This window comes from Nocardioides sp. Z35_8 (assembly GCF_059621125.1).
On the sequence record NZ_JCAQIE010000004.1, the window covers coordinates 354,915 to 369,979 of the forward strand.

A 15,065-nucleotide genomic window follows, 5' to 3' on the forward strand; every position below is an offset into this window, starting at 1 on the left:
CGAGCCTCTCTCTCGGTGCTTCTCGACCCATAGAGCGTATCCCCAACTCGCCGCGCCGTGCGGGGCAGGGTCGGGTGTCGGTCCATCTGCGCAGGTCAGGGTCGCTCCGCGGCCCCCGCCGGGTGGTCGTGGCATAAGTTGCCCCCGTGACTGCCCCTCCCGCCGGGCCCGGCGACCTGGACAGCGCGTCCTCGGCGCCGCTGCACCCGGCGGCCCGCGAGGTCCTCCTCGCCGCGCTGGAGCGCGGCTACGCCGACCCGCGCCGGCTGCACCGGCCGGGACGGGAGGCGCGGCTGCTGCTCGACAACGCCCGCGAGGCGACGGCCGACGCGCTCGGCGTGCGGGCCGACGAGGTGACGTTCACCCCCAGCGGCACCCACGCGGTCCACCTGGGCCTGCTCGGCCTCGTGCGCGGCTCGCGTCGCGGCGACGGGGTCGCGCACTCGGCGGTCGAGCACTCCGCGGTCCGCCACGCGGTGGCCTGGGGTGCCCGCGCGGTCGAGGTGGGCACCGACATGCACGGCCGGGTCCGCCCCGACCACCTCCTCGAGGCGGCCCGCTCCCCCGGCGTCGGCACCGTCGCCCTGCAGACCGCCAACCACGAGGTGGGCACCGTGCAGCCCATCGACGAGCTCGCCCTGCCCGACGACGTCGCGCTCTTCACCGACGCGTGCGCGTCGATGGGGCGCTGCGCCCTCCCCGAGGGTTGGGCGGCGGCCGCCGGCTCCGCGCACAAGTGGGGCGGACCGGCCGGCGTCGGCGTGCTGCTGGTCCGCAAGCGGGCGCGGTGGCGTCCCCCGTTCCCCGGCGACGACCGCGTCGACGAGCGGTCCACCGGCTTCGAGAACGTCCCTGCCGTGCTCGCGGCCGCCGCCGCGCTGCAGGCGGTCGTGGCCGAGCGCGAGGAGGTCGGCGCCCGCCAGCACGCGCTCGTGGACGTCGTACGCCGCCGGGTGGCCGCCGAGGTGCCCGACGTGGAGGTGGTCGGCGACCCCGAGCGGCGCCTGCCCCACCTGGTCACGTTCTCGTGCCTCTACGTCGACGGCGAGGCCCTGGTGGGCGAGCTCGACCGGCGCGGCTTCGGCATCGCCAGCGGGTCGGCCTGCACGGCCTCCACCCTGACCCCCAGCCACGTGCTGGAGGCGATGGGGGTGCTCACGCACGGCAACGTCCGCCTGTCCCTCCAGCGCGACACCTCTCGCGCCGAGGTGGACGCCTTCTGCGACGCCCTGCCCGGCGTGGTCGCCGAGATCCGGTCGCGGGTGGGCATGTGAGCACGTCCGACGTCGCCCTGGAGCTGGACTGCCGCGACCTGCCCTGCCCGATGCCGGTCATCGAGCTCGCCCGCCACCTCGGCGACGTGGCGGTCGGCGAGCTGCTCGCGGTGGTGGCACGCGACCCGGCCGCGGCCGTCGACGTGCCGGCGTGGTGCCGGATGAAGGGCCAGGCCTACGTCGGCGTCGACTCGGCCGACGACGGGACGGCCCGCTACGTCGTACGGCGCCTGGGCTGAGCGGGACGGGGCCTGCCGGTCAGGGGCGGATCGTGCGCAGGTGCGGCTCGAAGTCGGCGACGGCCTCGTCGCCGTAGGTCGCCGCGCACCGCTCGAGGAACGCGTGGCGGGAGATCTCGTACTCCTGGGTGCCGACCTGCTCCACCACGTGCACGGCGAGCAGGCAGCCCAGCTGGGCGGCGCGCTCGTGGCCCAGGCCCCACGTCAGGGCCGCCAGGAAGCCGGCCCGGAAGGCGTCGCCGACCCCGGTCGGCTCGACCTTCTCGATCTCGGGGACCGCGCCCACGACCACCGACTCCTCGCCCTTGCGGTCGATGCGCACGCCCGCCGGGCCGAGGGTGACCACCCACGTGCCCACGCGTGAGAGGACGTCGTCGCGGCTCCACCCGGTCTTCTGGGTGATCAGGCTGGCCTCGTACTCGTTGGAGAAGAGGATGTCGGCGCCGTCGATGAGCTGGCGGATCAGCGCACCGTCGCCGAAGGCGAGCTGCTGGGAGGGGTCGGCCAGGAACCGGTAGCCGCGCTGGCGGCACTCCTCGGTGTGGCGCAGCATCCCCTGCGGGTCGTCCGGGCCGATGATGACGTAGTCGGGGTCGCCGACGCGGTCGATGATCGGCTTGAGCTCGATCTCGCGCGACTCGCTCATCGCGCCGGCGTAGAAGCTCGCGATCTGCGCCATCGAGGAGTCGTTGGTGCACACGAAGCGGGCCGTGTGGCGTGTCTCGGAGACGTGCACCGAGTCGCAGTCGACGTTGTGCCGCTCGAGCCAGGCGCGGTAGTCGGCGAAGTCCTCGCCCACGGCGCCGACCAGCACCGGGCGCAGGCCCAGGTTGCCGAGACCGAAGCAGATGTTGGCGGCGCACCCGCCGCGGCGCACGTCGAGGTCCTCGACGAGGAAGGACACCGAGAGCTTGTCGAGCTGGTCGACGACCAGGCTGTCGGCGAACTTGCCCGGGAAGGACATCAGGTGGTCGGTTGCGATGGATCCGGCAACGAGGAGGGACACGCCGCGAGACACTACCTCCCGGTACGGCTCGGGATACGCATCAGTAGCCAATAGCGTCGTGGCCATGATGACGTCACGACGCCCCGCGACCCCCTTCAGCGACGAGCTGGGCACCCCCGCAGAGATGGCCGCCGACGGCCGTGCGGCCAGCCGCAACCTCGGGCTGCAGAGCCGCCTCGAACGAGCCGCGCGCGCCGCCGGCAGGCCCGCGCCGAGCCTCCACTTCGACGACTACCCCGCCGAGGTCGGCAAGCGCGAGATCCGCGTGTCCGAGGCCGCCGCGCGCCTCGCCGGCGCCCTCCACCTCCACCTGGACTGACCTTGGACTGACCCGGGACTGACCCGGGACTGACCCGGGACTGACCCGGGCACGACGAAGGCCCCCGCCAGAGGCGGGGGCCTTTCGCGTGCCGGCTCAGCGAGCCGGACTCAGTGGAACGAGTCGCCGCAGGCGCACGAGCCGGTGGCGTTGGGGTTGTCGATCGTGAAGCCCTGCTTCTCGATGGTGTCGACGAAGTCGATCTCCGCACCGTTGAGGTAGGGCACGCTCATCCGGTCGACGACCACGGTCACGCCGTCGAAGTCGGTGGTGACGTCGCCGTCGAGCGTGCGCTCGTCGAAGAAGAGCTGGTAGCGCAGGCCCGAGCAGCCACCGGGCTGCACGGAGATCCGCAGGGCCAGGTCGTCGCGGCCCTCCTGCTCCAGGAGACTCTTCACCTTGCCTGCGGCGACAGCGGAGAGGTTGATCTGGTCGGTCCTGCGCTCGGTGGTCGCGCTCTGCTCGGTCATCTCATCACTCCAGAAGTCTCGGGTACTGCTCGGCTCAATGGTCGCACACCGGCGGATATTCCCGGCCGGCCGGCGCAGCCGCGCGTCCGTCCGTCCACCTGGCTCAGCGCGACCAGGTGCGCGCGACCCGGGCGGCGAGGTCGGCGAGGGCCTCGGCCGGGGCGCTGAAGGCGCGCTCCTCCCCCACCAGGTCCACGAGCGAGTAGGCGGACTCGATGCCGAGGGCGCGCATCTCGCGCGAGCCGACCAGCACCTGCCCGGCCAGCGCGATGCAGGGACGCAGCGCCTCGGAGGCGATCTCGGCCACGCCGTAGGGCACCTTGCCCGCGCGGCTGGAGAAGTCGAACGCGCCCTCGCCGGTCACGACGAGGTCGGCCGCGCGCGCCCGGTCGGCGAGCGAGACCGCCTCGGCGACCAGGCCGATGCCGGGCTGCCGGGTGGCACCGAGGGCGAGCAGGGCGTAGCCGATGCCGCCGGCGGCCCCGGCGCCCTTGTCGAGCGACGTACGCCGGTCGGTGGCGACGGCGAACGCCTCCAGCCACCCGTCCACCTCGGCGATCCGGTCCTCGGCGACCCCCTTCTGCGGCCCGAAGGTCTTGGTGGCCCCGAACAGGCCGGTGAGGGGGTTGTCGACGTCGCTCGCCGCCACCAGGGTCACGCCGTCCAGCCGCCGCCGCGCCGGTGCGAGGTCGACCGTGGTCACCGACCCCAGCGGAGCGGCACCCCCGTCGAGCGGGCCGTCGGACACGGCGCCGAGCGTCGCCAGGACGCCCGCGCCGCCGTCGTTGGTGCCGGTGCCGCCCAGACCGACCACCACCGTGCGCGCCCCACCCTCCACCGCGGCCAGCACCAGCTCGCCCACCCCGACGCTGGAGGCGGTCTCGACCGGGCCGGAGACCAGGTGCAGGCCCGCCGCCTGCGCAGCCTCGACGTAGGCCGTCGTGCCGACCCGCAGCACCGCCGCGGGGACGGGCGCGCCGTGCGGGCCCGAGACCGTCACCGCCGCGAGCTCGCCGCCCATCGCGGCATGCAGCACGTCGACGAAGCCGGGGCCGCCGTCCGCCATCGGGGCGAGGTCGAGGTCGTCGCCCGGCGCCTGCCGGCGCCACCCGGCGGCGACGGCCTCGGCGGCCTGGACCGCGGTGAGGGTGCCGGCGAACTTGTCGGGGGCGATCAGCACGCGCATGGCTGCATCCTGTCAGTGGGGCCATCCGGCATGCTTGGCGCATGAGCCTGGACCCGATCGTCGCCGAGATCACCGTGCCGGTGACCCCGACCGAGGCCTTCGTCGGCTTCACGGCCCAGATGGGCGAGTGGTGGGACCCGATGCTGAGCCCCGACCCGGCCACCTTCACCGGCATCGCCATCGACCCCGACGGACCGGTGGCCTCCGTGCACGGCGACGAGCAGTACGTCTGGGGCAGGGTCGACATGTGGGACCCGATCGGTCGCTACACCCAGCAGTTCTGGCTCGGCCACGCCGAGGAGCAGCCGACCACCCTCGACGTGCTGTTCACCGAGGCCGAGGGTGGCACCGTGGTGCACCTCGAGCACGGCGGCTGGGCCGACGGCAGCGAGGACGTGCGCGCGAAGTACACCCACTGGGACGACCTCCTCCGGCGCTACGCCGTCCACGTGTCGTGACCGCGACGGTCGTCCGGCCGATGCGCGAGGACGATGTCGCGGCCTTCGCCGAGATCACCGCGACGTCCTACCACGAGGTCGACACCCGCACCCACCAGCGCGCATGGCCCGATCCCGTACGCCGCCCGGCCGCACGCAACGGCCACTGGGTCCGGCGGACCCGGCAGGCGCTGGCCACCGACCCGGGCGGCTGCTGGGTCGCGGAGGTCGATGGCGAGCTCGTCGGCGGTGCGGTGTCGCGGGTGCGTGAGCTGATGTGGATCCTCGCCTCGTTCGCGGTGCGCCCCGAGCACCAGGGCCGCGGCATCGGCACCCAGTTGATGGCGGCCGCGCTGCACCACGGCCGGGGGTGCCTGCGCGGCATGTTCGCCGCGAGCGCCGACCCCGGCGCCGTGCGCCGCTACCGGCTCGCGGGCTTCGACCTCCACCCGCAGATGATCCTCACCGGGGTCGTCGACCGCAGCGCCATCCCGGTGGTCGGCCGGGTGCGCGAGGGCACGGCCGGCGACCGCGACCTGATGGACTCGCTCGACCGGCGCACGCGCGGCGCCGCGCACCTCGGTGACCACGACCTGCTGCTCGAGCAGTTCCGCCTCGTCGTGACCGACCACTCGACGGGCTCCGGCTACGCCTACGTCGACGACGAGGGCGTGCCGGTGCTGGTCGCGGCGACCAACCGGCGTACGGCGTCAGGGCTCATGTGGGAGGCACTGGCGTCCTCGACCCCGGGCGCCCAGGTGTCGGTGCACCACGTCACCGCGGCCAACGCCTGGGCGCTCGACGTCGGCCTGGCGGCCCGGCTGGCGATCTACACCAACGGATACCTCTGCCTGCGGGGGATGAAGCCCCCGGCGCCCTACCTGCACCACGGCTCGCTGCTCTAGCCGCGAGCCGCGCAGGCCGCGCAGGCCGCGCAGGGCTGACGTCAGCCGGCGGAGCCCGGCTCGAGGCGGGCGCCGGCCGCGACCGTGCCCGAGACCTCCGAGTCGCGCCCGGCGAGCACGAGGTCGTCGTCATGGGCGACCCGGCGCGACGGCTCGGCGCCGACGCGGGCCCCGGCGCGCACCTCGCACCGCTCGTCGAGGACGGCCGTGCGGACGACCGAGCCGGCGCGGATGACGCAGTCCTCCATCACGACGCTGTCGTGGACCTCGGCGCCCTTCTCCACCACGACGCCGGGGCCGAGCACGCTGCCGACGACGAGGCCGGCCACGTCGGCGCCAGGCGACAACAGGGAGTCGTGGCACTCCCCCGCCGCGCGCACGCGCGCCGCGGGGCGGTCGGGCCAGTGCGAGATGACCGGCCGGCCGGGGTGGTCGAACACGTCGACCCGGCCGGCGAGCAGGTCGCGGTGCGACTGCAGGTAGAGGCTGGGCTGGCCGACGTCGCGCCAGTAGCCGGTCAGCGGGACCGCGGCGGCGCGTCCGGTCTCGACCAGGCGCGGGAGCAGGTGCTCGCCGAAGTCGCCGATGCCGCTGTCGCCGTCGTCCTGCTCGCCGGACAGCTCGCGCCGCAGGTCGCGCAGCGTCCCCAGCAGGGCCTCGGTGTCGTAGAGGAAGATCTCGGTGGCCACCGTGCCCGCCGACGGCCGCGACGGCTTGCTCTCGATCCCGGTGATCGTGCCGTCGCCGCGCGAGAGCACCACGACGTTGTCGGAGGCGTCCTTCTTGGTGACCTCGCTCGTCAGCACGGTCGCCACGCGCCCCGAGGCGACGTGGTCCTCGACGACGGGGCCGAGGTCCATGTTGAAGACGTGGTCGGCGCTGCACACCACCAGGGTCGGCGCGCCGAAGGCCTCGATGTCGGCCGACATCCGCAGCAGCAGGTCGCCGTTGCCGTGCGCGAAGCCGCTCTCGGTCGCCGGCCCGGTGCCGGTCTGCGGGACGATGCGGCGAAAGCCCCCGCGGTTGCGGTCCAGGCTCCAGGGACGACCGCCGGAGAGATAGTCGTCGATGGAGGTGACCTGGTACTCCAGGGACACCCACACGTCGGCCAGGTCGGCGTGCACGAGGCTGGAGAGGGCGAAGTCGATCAGCCGGTGCACGCCGCCGAAGGGCAGCGCGGGCTTGGCCCGCTCCCGGGTCAGCACGTCCATCCGGGAGCCCTGGCCACCCGCCTGGACCAGGGCCAGGACCTCACCTCGTCGCGTCATGCTCGAAGCATGGCATCCCGGGCGACCCGCCTGCTTCCCCTCCTAGGATGAGGCCATGCCCCGCGCCGCACGACGTTCGTCCCGTCCGTCCTGCGTCGGCGGGTCTCGCTGCGGGGACGCCGCATGAGCCTCGTCGACCTGCCGCTCCTGCCCCTCGGCAAGGGCCGCGACCTCGATGCCGAGCGCGGCGTGGAGTGCCCCGGCGACCTGCCGGCGGCGTCCGACCCCGACCTGGTGGCGCGGGCCCGGGCGGCCAAGGAGGCGCTGGGCGAGCGGGTGTTCGTGCTCGGGCACCACTACCAGCGCGACGAGGTCATCCAGTTCGCCGACGTCACGGGCGACTCGTTCAAGCTCGCACGCGACGCGGCGGCCCGCCCGGCCGCCGAGTTCATCGTCTTCTGCGGCGTCCACTTCATGGCCGAGTCGGCCGACATCCTCACCTCGCCGAGCCAGCAGGTGGTCCTGCCCGACCTGGCCGCCGGGTGCTCGATGGCCGACATGGCCCGCCTGCGCCAGGTCGAGGACGCGTGGGACGCCCTGGCCGCCGCGGGCGTCCAGGACGCCGTCGTCCCGGTGACCTACATGAACTCCAGCGCCGACATCAAGGCGTTCTGCGGGCGCAACGGCGGCGTCGTGTGCACCTCCTCCAACGCCGACGTCGCCCTCGAGTGGGCGTTCGCCCAGAAGGCCGCGGCCCCCGGTGGGGCCACGGTGCTGTTCCTCCCCGACCAGCACCTCGGGCGCAACACCGCGGTGCTCCAGATGGGCATCGGCCTCGACGAGTGCGTCGTGTGGGACCCGCTCCAGCCCGGCGGCGGACTCACCCCCGACGAGCTCCGGCAGGCCCGGATGATCCTCTGGAAGGGCCACTGCTCGGTGCACGGCCGGTTCTCCGAGGACGTCGTCGACGAGCTCCGGGCCCAGCACCCCGGCATCAACGTGCTGGTCCACCCCGAGTGCCGGCACGAGGTCGTGCTCAAGGCCGACCTGGTGGGCTCGACCGAGTTCATCATCAAGACCATCGAGGCCGCCGAGCCCGGCACGGTGTGGGCGATCGGCACCGAGCTCAACCTCGTCAAGCGGCTGGCCGATGCCCACCCGGACCAGACGATCGTCTTCCTCGACCGCAACGTCTGCTACTGCTCGACGATGAACCGCATCGACCTGCCCCACCTGGTGTGGGCCCTGGAGAGCCTGGTCGCGGGCACGGTGGTCAACCGCGTCGCCGTCGACCCCGAGACCCAGGCCGACGCGCTCGTGGCGCTCCAGCGGATGCTCGACCTGCCCGGCACGTCGCACCGCGACTGAGGGGCCGGCCAGCGATGACGACGACACGACGGCGGATCAGCGATGCCGAGCGCCGCAGCCGGATCGCCGTACGCCACGCGCTGGCGCCGGCCCGCCGGCTCGACCACGTCGAGACGGTCACCCGGACGATGACCGCCCTGCATGCGACGGAGGCGGCCACCGTCCACCTCGCCGTCGCCGCCCGCTCCGAGGGGGTCACCCCGGCCGACGTCGACGCGGCGCTCTACGACCACCGCTCGGTGGTCAAGCAGCTCGCGATGCGCCGCACGCTCTTCGTCTTCCCCCGCGACCTGCTGCCCGCCGCGTGGGGCAGCGCGTCCGCCCGCGTCGCGGCGTCGGAGCGTCGGCGCATCGCCAAGGCGATCGCCGCGGGCGGGATCGCCGACGACGGAGCGCGCTGGCTCGACCTGGCCTGTGCCGCCGTCCTCGACCGGCTCGCCGCCGGTCCGGCGAGCACCGCCCAGCTGCGCGCCGAGGTGCCGGAGCTGGCGGGGACGGTCGGCGGCGGCACGGACAAGCCGTGGGACCGACCGGTGCCGGTCGCCCCGTGGGTGCTCACCGTCCTCGGCCTGGAGGCCCGGGCGTTCCGCGGGCGCAACGCCGGCCACTGGCGCCTCAACAAGCCCACCTGGACGACCGCGGAGGACTGGCTGGGCGTCGTGGAGCCGCCGCTCGACGAGGCGGCGGGCTACGCCGCGCTGGTCGGCCAGTGGCTGACCACCTTCGGGCCCGGCACCGAGGCCGACATCCAGTGGTGGCTCGGCTCGACCAAGACCGCCGTCACGCGGGCGTTGGCCGACGTCGGCGCCGTCGAGGTCGACCTCGACGACGGCTCGACCGGATGGGTGCACCCCGACGACGTCGAGGACACCGGTCCGGTGGAACCCTGGGCCGCGCTGCTGCCGACCCTCGACCCCACCGTGATGGGGTGGCGGGGCCGCGACTTCTACCTCGACCCCGCCCACGTGCCGTTCCTCGTCGACACCAACGGCAACGCCGGCACCACGGCCTGGTGGGACGGCCGCGTCGTCGGCTGCTGGGTGCAGGACGAGATGGGGGTCGTCCGGCTCTCGCTGGTCGAGGACGTCGCGACCGACGGGCGCGCGGCGCTCGAGCACGAGGCGCAGCGGCTCACCACGTGGCTCGACGGCGTCGTGATCGGCAACGTCTACGCGTCGCGACAGATGAAGCACGCCAGGCTCCCCTGACGCCGCGCGCCTGCGCTCAGGCGCCGGCGCGGGGCAGCTCGAACCAGAACACCGAGCCACCGCCGTCGCGGGCCTCGACGCCCAACCGGCCGCCGTGGGCCTCGATGATCCGACGGCACGTCGCCAACCCGATGCCCGAGCCCTCGACTCTCTTGTCGAGCCGCGCGAGCGGCGCGAAGACCCGCTCCCGCATGTCCTCGGGGACGCCGCGGCCGCGGTCGCGCACCTCGACCCGGTGGTGCCCGTCGACCGGGACCGAATCCACCTCGACCTCCGGCACCGCGCCGGGCTCGGTGAACTTCGCGGCGTTGTCGAGCAGGTTCATCAGCACCGCACGCAGCTGGGCCGCGTCACCGCGCACGAGCGGCAGCACGCCCACCGAGACGCACTCGCGCGGCAACCGCCCGGTCAGGTCGTCGAGCGCCGACGACAGCTCGGCCGCCAGGTCGACGACGTCGTCACCCGGCGCCCGGCCCTGCTGGGCGAACTCCAGCAGGTTGGCGATCAGGGCGGTCATCCGGTCGACGCCGCGGCGCGCCCGGGCCAGGGTGTCGAGCTGGTCGGGCGCCTCGACGTCGAGCTCGAGCGTCTCGAGCGACAGGGAGATCGAGGTCAGCGGGTTCTTGAGGTCGTGGCTGACCTGGCCGGCGAAGTTGGCCAGGCGCTCGTTGGACGTGCTGAGCCGGGCGTCGGCCTCGGCGAGACGCCGCGAGGCGAGCTCGAGCTCGAGGACGTCGACCACGCGGTAGGCGAGCTGGGCCAGGCCGTGGGCCGCCTCCTCGCTGACCTCGTGGGGGCGGTCGTCGAAGACGCAGAGCGTGCCGATGGTGACGCCGGACGGCGTGGTCAGCGGGTGGGAGCCGTAGTACCTCACGTGGGCGACCTCGCCGGTCGTCCACGGGTTCCGCGCGAACCGCACGTCGCGGCCGGCGTCCTCCACCATGATCGGCGTGCCGCCCTCCACCACCAGCCGGCACATCGAGTCCTCCACCGGGGAGTCGGCGCCCGCGAACCCGGTCGTCGCGACCTGGTGCTGGACCTCCGAGCCCAGCAGGTTGACCGCCGCGAACGGGACGCCGGCCACCTGGGCGGCGAGCTGCACGAGCGAGTCGAGCTCGCGCCGCGGCGGGTCGTGGAGGACGCCGTAGACAGCGATGGCGCGATCTCGCTCCCGGCCGTCGTTCACAGCCCGGGCGCCTTCCACACCGCCAGCCACCGCTGGAGGTCGGCCTCCATCGGCAGCTCGGACTGCAACAGGTCGCGCACGGACAGCTCGAGCAGCGTGTCGCGGGTCTGCTCCCCCGTCGGCGCGAACGGGTAGAACGTGCCCTGCTTGTAGAGGTAGGTGAGCCCGAACCGCTGGCCCGACGCGTTGGCGAACGGCACCATCGAGCACAGCAGTCCCGACTCGAAGCCGTTGAGCTCCAAGGTGGTGTTGACCGCGTGCAGGTCGGTGCACAGCCCCGCCATGTCGTCCTTGTCGCCGCTGACGACGAGCCAGGTGAAGCCGAAGTCGTCCTGGGTGACCTCCACGTCGGGCGCGTCGTCGTCGTCGCGGATGAGGCCCAGCACGTCGGCCTGCGTCTGGGCGAACGCCGCCCCTGCCGCCGAGCGGTAGCAGACCGACCCGATGCCGGTCGGCTCGAACCCCAGCGCCGTCTGCAGGGTGATCGCCGCGCTCGGCACGTGGAAGAGCGCGTCGAGGTTGTTGCGCTTGGGCTGCGTCCGCGCGCGCAGGACGTCCCAGAGTCCCATCACGCCACCTCAGCCGGCGGGCCGGCCGAGCTCGGCCTGGATGCGGGCGAGCTGCTCGAGGCGCTGCTGGAGCGGGGGGTGGGTCGCCATCAGGCCGCCGAGGCCGCTGTGGAGCGCCGGGACGATGCACAGCGCGCTCGCCGCCCCGACGGCGCTCCCGGCCCGCAGGTCACGCTGCGGGATGGCCGCGGCCTCGCCGCTGATCTTCTGCAGGGCGCTGGCCAGCGAGCCCGGCTTGAGGGTCAGGTAGGCGCCCGCGCGGTCGGCGCTTAGCTCGCGGTAGCGCGAGAGCAGGCGCAGCAGCAGGAAGCTCACGGCGTAGACCACGAGGCTCACGAGGACGGCGACGAGCACCGCGGGCAGGGCGCTGTTGTTGTTGCGCGAGCGGCTCATCCCGCCGAACTGTGCAAAGCGCATCAGCAGGCCCGCCGCGATGCCGGCCGACGAGGCGACCGTCATCACGAGCACGTCGCGGTGGGCGACGTGGCTCAGCTCGTGGGCGAGCACCGCCTCGAGCTCCTCGGCGTCGAGCGTGCGCAGGATCCCGGTCGTCACGCACACGACGGAGCGCTCCGGCGAGCGCCCGGTGGCGAACGCGTTGGGCACGGCGAGATCGGACACGCCGACCCGCGGCTTGGGCATGTCGGCCAGTGCGCAGAGCCGGTCGATCATGCCGTGCAGCTCGGGCGCCTCCTCGGGCGTGACCTCGCGGGCGCGCATGGCCCGCATCGCGACCTTGTCGGAGGTCCACCACTGCCAGAACGCCACGCCGATCGCGATCAGTGCGACGACCGGCGCGAAGCTCGTGCCCACGAACTGGATGACCGCCACGACGAGGGCGACGAACAACGCCCCGAGCAGGAACATGGTGAGGGTCATCCGGGCGGTCAGCCCGGAGTCCTTGATGAAGCGGGAGGTGGCCACCGGTCGGGGCAACTCAGCCGGGGATCAGGCCGTCGTCGCCGAGGAGCTCACGGACCTCGTCGATCGTCGCATCGGACGGCGGCAGGATCAGGTCGGACCCGTCGAGGGCGTCGAGGGAGTGGTGGGTGCCGCTCGAGCGCACCGCGGACAGCAGTCCGTGCAGCGCCGTGCGGAACATCTGCTCGTCGCCCGACTCGATCGCCTGCTCGAGCTGGGTGTCGAGGCCGTTGAGGGCATCGAGAGCGTGGTCGTCGAGGTCGTACTGCCCCTCGCCGAGGATGCGGACGATCATGCGCGTCCGCCCTCGTTGCCCTCGTTGTCGGCGCGCACCGACTCCGGCGACTCCGCGAGGATGTCGCCCCCGTCACCGGCCTCGATGGCCTGGGGGTTGCTGGCGGCCTTGAGACGGGCCAGCTCGGCCTCCACGTCGGAGCCGGAGCTGAGCGCGTCGAGCTCGCGCGCGATGTCGTCGCCGGCGTTGACCTGGGAGGCGTCGTCGAGCGCGCCGGAGGCGATCAGCTCGTCGATGGCCTGGCCGCGGGCCTGCATCTGGGCGGTCTTGTCCTCGGCGCGCTGGATGGCGAGGCCGACGTCGCCCATCTCCTCGCCGATGCCCGACATCGCCTCGCCGATGCGCGTCTGCGCCTCGGCCGCGGTGTAGGTGGCCTTGATGGTCTCCTTGCGGGTGCGGAAGGCCTCGACCTTCGCCTGCAGCCGCTGCTGGGCCAGGACCAGCTTCTCCTCCTCGCCCTGGAGCGTGGCCTGCTGCTCCTTGAGCGCGGTGATCTGGGAGGCGAGCCCCGACTTGCGGGTCAGCGCCTCGCGGGCGAGGTCCTCGCGCCCGGCGGCGATTGCCTTCTCGGCCTGGCCCTGGAGCTTGGCGGCCTGCTGCTCGATCTGGTTGACCTGGAGCTCGACGCGCTTGCGGCTGGTGGCCACGTCGGCCACGCCGCGCCGCACCTTGGAGAGCAGCTCGAGCTGGCGCTGGTAGCTGTAGTCGAGGGTCTCGCGGGGGTCCTCCGCCCTGTCCAGGGCGGTGTTCGCCTTGGAGCGGAAGATCAGGCTGATGCGCTTCATGAGACTCATCGGGGTGGAGACCCTCTCTTGGTCATGCGGAGGTGGTGGCTGGATCGCGACGGGCTGATTGCTCTCACCCTAGAACCAAACCCAAGTGCGAGGTAGGGCATCCCGCGACGCGGGCCCCGCAGGGCGCGACGATAGGCTGATCCCAGCATCCGATCCATCTGAAGGCAGCACGCGTGTTCCGACGTACCGAGCCCGAGCCGGAGACCCCCACCACCGTCGACAAGGCGGGTGGCAAGGGTCGGCCCACGCCGAAGCGCAAGGAGGCCGAGGCCGCCGCCCGTGCCCGCGCGAAGGTGCCCCGCACCCGCAAGGAGCAGGCCGCGGCACAGCGCGCCGCGCGCGGCGACACCTCCCGCAAGATGCGCGAGGCGATGAAGACCGGCGACGAGCGCTACCTGCCCGCCCGCGACCGCGGCCCCGTGCGCCGCTTCATCCGCGACTTCGTCGACTCCAGGTTCTCGTTCATCGAGCTGATGATCCCGCTGCTGATCGCGTCGATGGTGCTCGGCTACTCCGGCAACCCCAGCATGGTGCAGCTCGGCAACACCGTGCTGTTCACCACCTTGCTGGTGATCATCTTCGACATCGTCATGCTCCGCTTCCGGCTGCGCCGCGAGCTCGCGCGCCGCTTCCCCGGCGAGCCGACGAAGGGCGCCACTCTCTACGCCGCCATGCGCTCGCTCCAGATGAAGTTCCTCCGACTGCCCAAGGCGCAGGTCAAGATCGGCCAGAAGCTCCCCGAGACCTATCGATGAGCCGGTGCCGATGAGCCACACCCACCCGCCCGCCGGCGGCGGGCCCAGTGCCGACGTGTCCGTCCGCGTGGCCTGGGCCGACGACGCCGCGGCGATCGCGTCCGTGCAGGTGCGGGCCTGGCCCGACCTCTACGCCGGACTGCTGCCGGCCGAGGTCCTGCCGACCGACGTCGCCGCCGTCGCCGCCCAGTGGCGCCAGGCCCTCGTGCGCCCCGCCGACGCGCGCAACCGGGTGCTCGTGGCGCTCGAGCGCAACCGGGTGGTGGGTTTCGCGCTCACCTCGCCGGCCGCCGATCCCGACTGCGACCCCGTCTCCGACGGCGAGCTGGCCGAGGTCACCCTCGACCCCGGCGAGCGGGCCAAGGGCCACGGCTCGCGGCTGCTCCAGGCGGCCGTCGACACCCTCGCCGCCGACCGCTTCACCCGCGCGGTGGCCTGGGTCAACGCCGGCGACGACGCGCTGCGGACCTTCCTGGTCGACGCCGGCTGGGCACCCGACACCGCCCACCGCGAGCTCGACCTCGACGGCACCGGGACGACCACGGTCAAGCAGGTCCGGCTCCACACCGCGATCGCCTGACACGTCGATTTCGGCTTGACCGGACCTTGATTTTTTCGTGACGCACGTCACGATGGAGGTCCGGCCACCTCGCCGGTCCACCCCGGGAGTCCAGATGCTAGGTCCCCTTCCCGCCCTCCACCGGTTGCTGATCGTCGTCTCGGCCCTCGTCGTCTGCGTCGGCATCGGGCTGTGGATCGGCACCATGCCGGCCGTCCCGCTCAACCTCCGCGTCAGCCTGGTCGCGGGGGGCGTCGCGGGGGTGGTCGCCGCCTTCGCCCTCGTCCACGACTTCCACCGGCGCCGGCGTCCCGCGCGGGCGCCGCGTCGCCACTGAGACGGCACCCTCGTCGACCCTGCGGATGA

19 protein-coding genes are annotated in these 15,065 nt (G+C 73.4%); 10 read left to right on the forward strand and 9 right to left on the reverse strand.

All coding sequences use genetic code 11. From position 1 onward, the window contains the following. Positions 1 to 146 precede the first annotated feature (146 nt). Together AC54T2_RS18220 and AC54T2_RS18225 are read left to right on the forward strand one after the other, a co-directional pair. Positions 147 to 1,274, forward strand: a complete 1,128-nt coding sequence (locus AC54T2_RS18220; protein WP_186340998.1) for a cysteine desulfurase family protein — start codon at positions 147 to 149, stop codon at positions 1,272 to 1,274. Beyond that, entirely contained in the window at positions 1,271 to 1,513 is a 243-nt protein-coding gene (locus AC54T2_RS18225; RefSeq protein WP_496666878.1) for a sulfurtransferase TusA family protein, read from the forward strand. The genes AC54T2_RS18220 and AC54T2_RS18225 overlap by 4 nt, the downstream gene beginning before the upstream one ends. A gap of 19 nt (positions 1,514 to 1,532) precedes the next feature. On the opposite strand, the gene AC54T2_RS18230 is transcribed toward AC54T2_RS18225, so the two are convergent. Then, complete coding sequence (locus AC54T2_RS18230) at positions 1,533 to 2,519, reverse strand: carbohydrate kinase family protein (protein WP_496666879.1); 987 nt, start codon at positions 2,517 to 2,519, stop codon at positions 1,533 to 1,535. Between the two features lie 64 nt (positions 2,520 to 2,583). Here AC54T2_RS18230 and AC54T2_RS18235 point away from each other — a divergent pair, with 64 nt between their 5' ends. Further along, complete coding sequence (locus AC54T2_RS18235; RefSeq protein ID WP_186340996.1) at positions 2,584 to 2,838, forward strand: hypothetical protein; 255 nt, start codon at positions 2,584 to 2,586, stop codon at positions 2,836 to 2,838. A gap of 110 nt (positions 2,839 to 2,948) precedes the next feature. On the opposite strand, the gene erpA is transcribed toward AC54T2_RS18235, so the two are convergent. Beyond that, complete coding sequence (gene erpA / locus AC54T2_RS18240) at positions 2,949 to 3,308, reverse strand: iron-sulfur cluster insertion protein ErpA (RefSeq protein ID WP_186340995.1); 360 nt, start codon at positions 3,306 to 3,308, stop codon at positions 2,949 to 2,951. 103 nt (positions 3,309 to 3,411) lie between these two features. Continuing rightward, positions 3,412 to 4,494, reverse strand: coding sequence for a glycerate kinase family protein (locus AC54T2_RS18245; protein WP_186340994.1), 1,083 nt, complete (start codon positions 4,492 to 4,494; stop codon positions 3,412 to 3,414). 41 nt (positions 4,495 to 4,535) lie between these two features. On the opposite strand from AC54T2_RS18245, the gene AC54T2_RS18250 reads away from it, so the two are divergent. Together AC54T2_RS18250 and AC54T2_RS18255 are read left to right on the forward strand one after the other, a co-directional pair. After that, a complete protein-coding gene (locus AC54T2_RS18250; RefSeq protein ID WP_186340993.1) occupies positions 4,536 to 4,952 on the forward strand; it encodes an SRPBCC domain-containing protein in 417 nt (138 codons plus the stop codon). 20 nt (positions 4,953 to 4,972) lie between these two features. After that, complete coding sequence (locus AC54T2_RS18255) at positions 4,973 to 5,836, forward strand: GNAT family N-acetyltransferase (protein WP_186340992.1); 864 nt, start codon at positions 4,973 to 4,975, stop codon at positions 5,834 to 5,836. Positions 5,837 to 5,877: 41 nt separating this feature from the next. Here the strand turns inward: AC54T2_RS18255 and AC54T2_RS18260 are convergent, their stop codons facing one another. Then, positions 5,878 to 7,104 carry a sugar phosphate nucleotidyltransferase gene (locus AC54T2_RS18260; protein WP_489974687.1) on the reverse strand — a complete coding sequence of 409 codons (1,227 nt, stop codon included), beginning with the start codon at positions 7,102 to 7,104 and terminating at the stop codon, positions 5,878 to 5,880. A gap of 123 nt (positions 7,105 to 7,227) precedes the next feature. On the opposite strand from AC54T2_RS18260, the gene nadA reads away from it, so the two are divergent. Together nadA and AC54T2_RS18270 are read left to right on the forward strand one after the other, a co-directional pair. After that, a complete protein-coding gene (gene nadA, locus AC54T2_RS18265; RefSeq protein ID WP_496666880.1) occupies positions 7,228 to 8,412 on the forward strand; it encodes a quinolinate synthase NadA in 1,185 nt (394 codons plus the stop codon). Positions 8,413 to 8,426: 14 nt separating this feature from the next. After that, positions 8,427 to 9,620 (forward strand): winged helix DNA-binding domain-containing protein, encoded by a 1,194-nt coding sequence (locus AC54T2_RS18270; RefSeq protein ID WP_496666881.1) that lies wholly within the window; start codon positions 8,427 to 8,429, stop codon positions 9,618 to 9,620. A 16-nt stretch (positions 9,621 to 9,636) separates the two neighbouring features. On the opposite strand, the gene AC54T2_RS18275 is transcribed toward AC54T2_RS18270, so the two are convergent. The 5 genes from AC54T2_RS18275 to AC54T2_RS18295 are packed head-to-tail and all read right to left on the reverse strand — an operon-like array spanning position 9,637 to position 13,385. After that, complete coding sequence (locus AC54T2_RS18275) at positions 9,637 to 10,806, reverse strand: sensor histidine kinase (protein WP_496666882.1); 1,170 nt, start codon at positions 10,804 to 10,806, stop codon at positions 9,637 to 9,639. Continuing rightward, complete coding sequence (gene pspAB / locus AC54T2_RS18280; RefSeq protein WP_186340987.1) at positions 10,803 to 11,375, reverse strand: PspA-associated protein PspAB; 573 nt, start codon at positions 11,373 to 11,375, stop codon at positions 10,803 to 10,805. The genes AC54T2_RS18275 and pspAB overlap by 4 nt, the downstream gene beginning before the upstream one ends. A 9-nt stretch (positions 11,376 to 11,384) precedes the next feature. After that, positions 11,385 to 12,299, reverse strand: coding sequence for a zinc metalloprotease HtpX (gene htpX / locus AC54T2_RS18285; RefSeq protein ID WP_496666883.1), 915 nt, complete (start codon positions 12,297 to 12,299; stop codon positions 11,385 to 11,387). A gap of 13 nt (positions 12,300 to 12,312) precedes the next feature. Next, on the reverse strand, positions 12,313 to 12,591 hold the full coding sequence (gene pspAA, locus AC54T2_RS18290; RefSeq protein WP_186340985.1) for a PspA-associated protein PspAA: 279 nt from the start codon (positions 12,589 to 12,591) through the stop codon (positions 12,313 to 12,315). Beyond that, positions 12,588 to 13,385 (reverse strand): PspA/IM30 family protein, encoded by a 798-nt coding sequence (locus tag AC54T2_RS18295; protein ID WP_206054385.1) that lies wholly within the window; start codon positions 13,383 to 13,385, stop codon positions 12,588 to 12,590. Before AC54T2_RS18295 ends, pspAA begins: the two co-directional genes overlap by 4 nt. A gap of 173 nt (positions 13,386 to 13,558) precedes the next feature. Between AC54T2_RS18295 and AC54T2_RS18300 the strand changes: the two genes are divergently transcribed. The 3 genes from AC54T2_RS18300 to AC54T2_RS18310 all read left to right on the forward strand — a co-directional run bounded on the left by AC54T2_RS18300 (position 13,559) and on the right by AC54T2_RS18310 (position 15,036). Continuing rightward, positions 13,559 to 14,140: a DUF3043 domain-containing protein gene (locus AC54T2_RS18300; RefSeq protein WP_186340984.1), complete on the forward strand. Its 582-nt coding sequence runs from the start codon at positions 13,559 to 13,561 to the stop codon at positions 14,138 to 14,140. Positions 14,141 to 14,150: 10 nt separating this feature from the next. Beyond that, on the forward strand, positions 14,151 to 14,720 hold the full coding sequence (locus AC54T2_RS18305; RefSeq protein WP_186340983.1) for a GNAT family N-acetyltransferase: 570 nt from the start codon (positions 14,151 to 14,153) through the stop codon (positions 14,718 to 14,720). A gap of 94 nt (positions 14,721 to 14,814) precedes the next feature. Further along, the gene (locus AC54T2_RS18310) at positions 14,815 to 15,036 is read left to right on the forward strand and encodes a hypothetical protein (protein ID WP_186340982.1); all 222 of its coding nucleotides are present in this window, start codon (positions 14,815 to 14,817) and stop codon (positions 15,034 to 15,036) included. Positions 15,037 to 15,065 lie beyond the last annotated feature (29 nt).

What these genes read in the sequence shown, in the direction of transcription:
- AC54T2_RS18255 (WP_186340992.1), top strand. Translation starts at nt 4,973, where the DNA reads ATGCGCGAGGACGATGTCGCGGCCTTCGCCGAGATCACCGCGACGTCC.
- AC54T2_RS18245 (WP_186340994.1), bottom strand. Translation starts at nt 4,494, where the DNA reads ATGCGCGTGCTGATCGCCCCCGACAAGTTCGCCGGCACCCTCACCGCG.
- AC54T2_RS18250 (WP_186340993.1), top strand. Translation starts at nt 4,536, where the DNA reads ATGAGCCTGGACCCGATCGTCGCCGAGATCACCGTGCCGGTGACCCCG.
- AC54T2_RS18270 (WP_496666881.1), top strand. Translation starts at nt 8,427, where the DNA reads ATGACGACGACACGACGGCGGATCAGCGATGCCGAGCGCCGCAGCCGG.
- AC54T2_RS18260 (WP_489974687.1), bottom strand. Translation starts at nt 7,104, where the DNA reads ATGACGCGACGAGGTGAGGTCCTGGCCCTGGTCCAGGCGGGTGGCCAG.
- erpA (WP_186340995.1), bottom strand. Translation starts at nt 3,308, where the DNA reads ATGACCGAGCAGAGCGCGACCACCGAGCGCAGGACCGACCAGATCAAC.
- nadA (WP_496666880.1), top strand. Translation starts at nt 7,228, where the DNA reads ATGAGCCTCGTCGACCTGCCGCTCCTGCCCCTCGGCAAGGGCCGCGAC.
- AC54T2_RS18235 (WP_186340996.1), top strand. Translation starts at nt 2,584, where the DNA reads ATGATGACGTCACGACGCCCCGCGACCCCCTTCAGCGACGAGCTGGGC.
- AC54T2_RS18310 (WP_186340982.1), top strand. Translation starts at nt 14,815, where the DNA reads ATGCTAGGTCCCCTTCCCGCCCTCCACCGGTTGCTGATCGTCGTCTCG.
- AC54T2_RS18305 (WP_186340983.1), top strand. Translation starts at nt 14,151, where the DNA reads ATGAGCCACACCCACCCGCCCGCCGGCGGCGGGCCCAGTGCCGACGTG.
- pspAB (WP_186340987.1), bottom strand. Translation starts at nt 11,375, where the DNA reads ATGGGACTCTGGGACGTCCTGCGCGCGCGGACGCAGCCCAAGCGCAAC.
- AC54T2_RS18295 (WP_206054385.1), bottom strand. Translation starts at nt 13,385, where the DNA reads ATGAGTCTCATGAAGCGCATCAGCCTGATCTTCCGCTCCAAGGCGAAC.
- pspAA (WP_186340985.1), bottom strand. Translation starts at nt 12,591, where the DNA reads ATGATCGTCCGCATCCTCGGCGAGGGGCAGTACGACCTCGACGACCAC.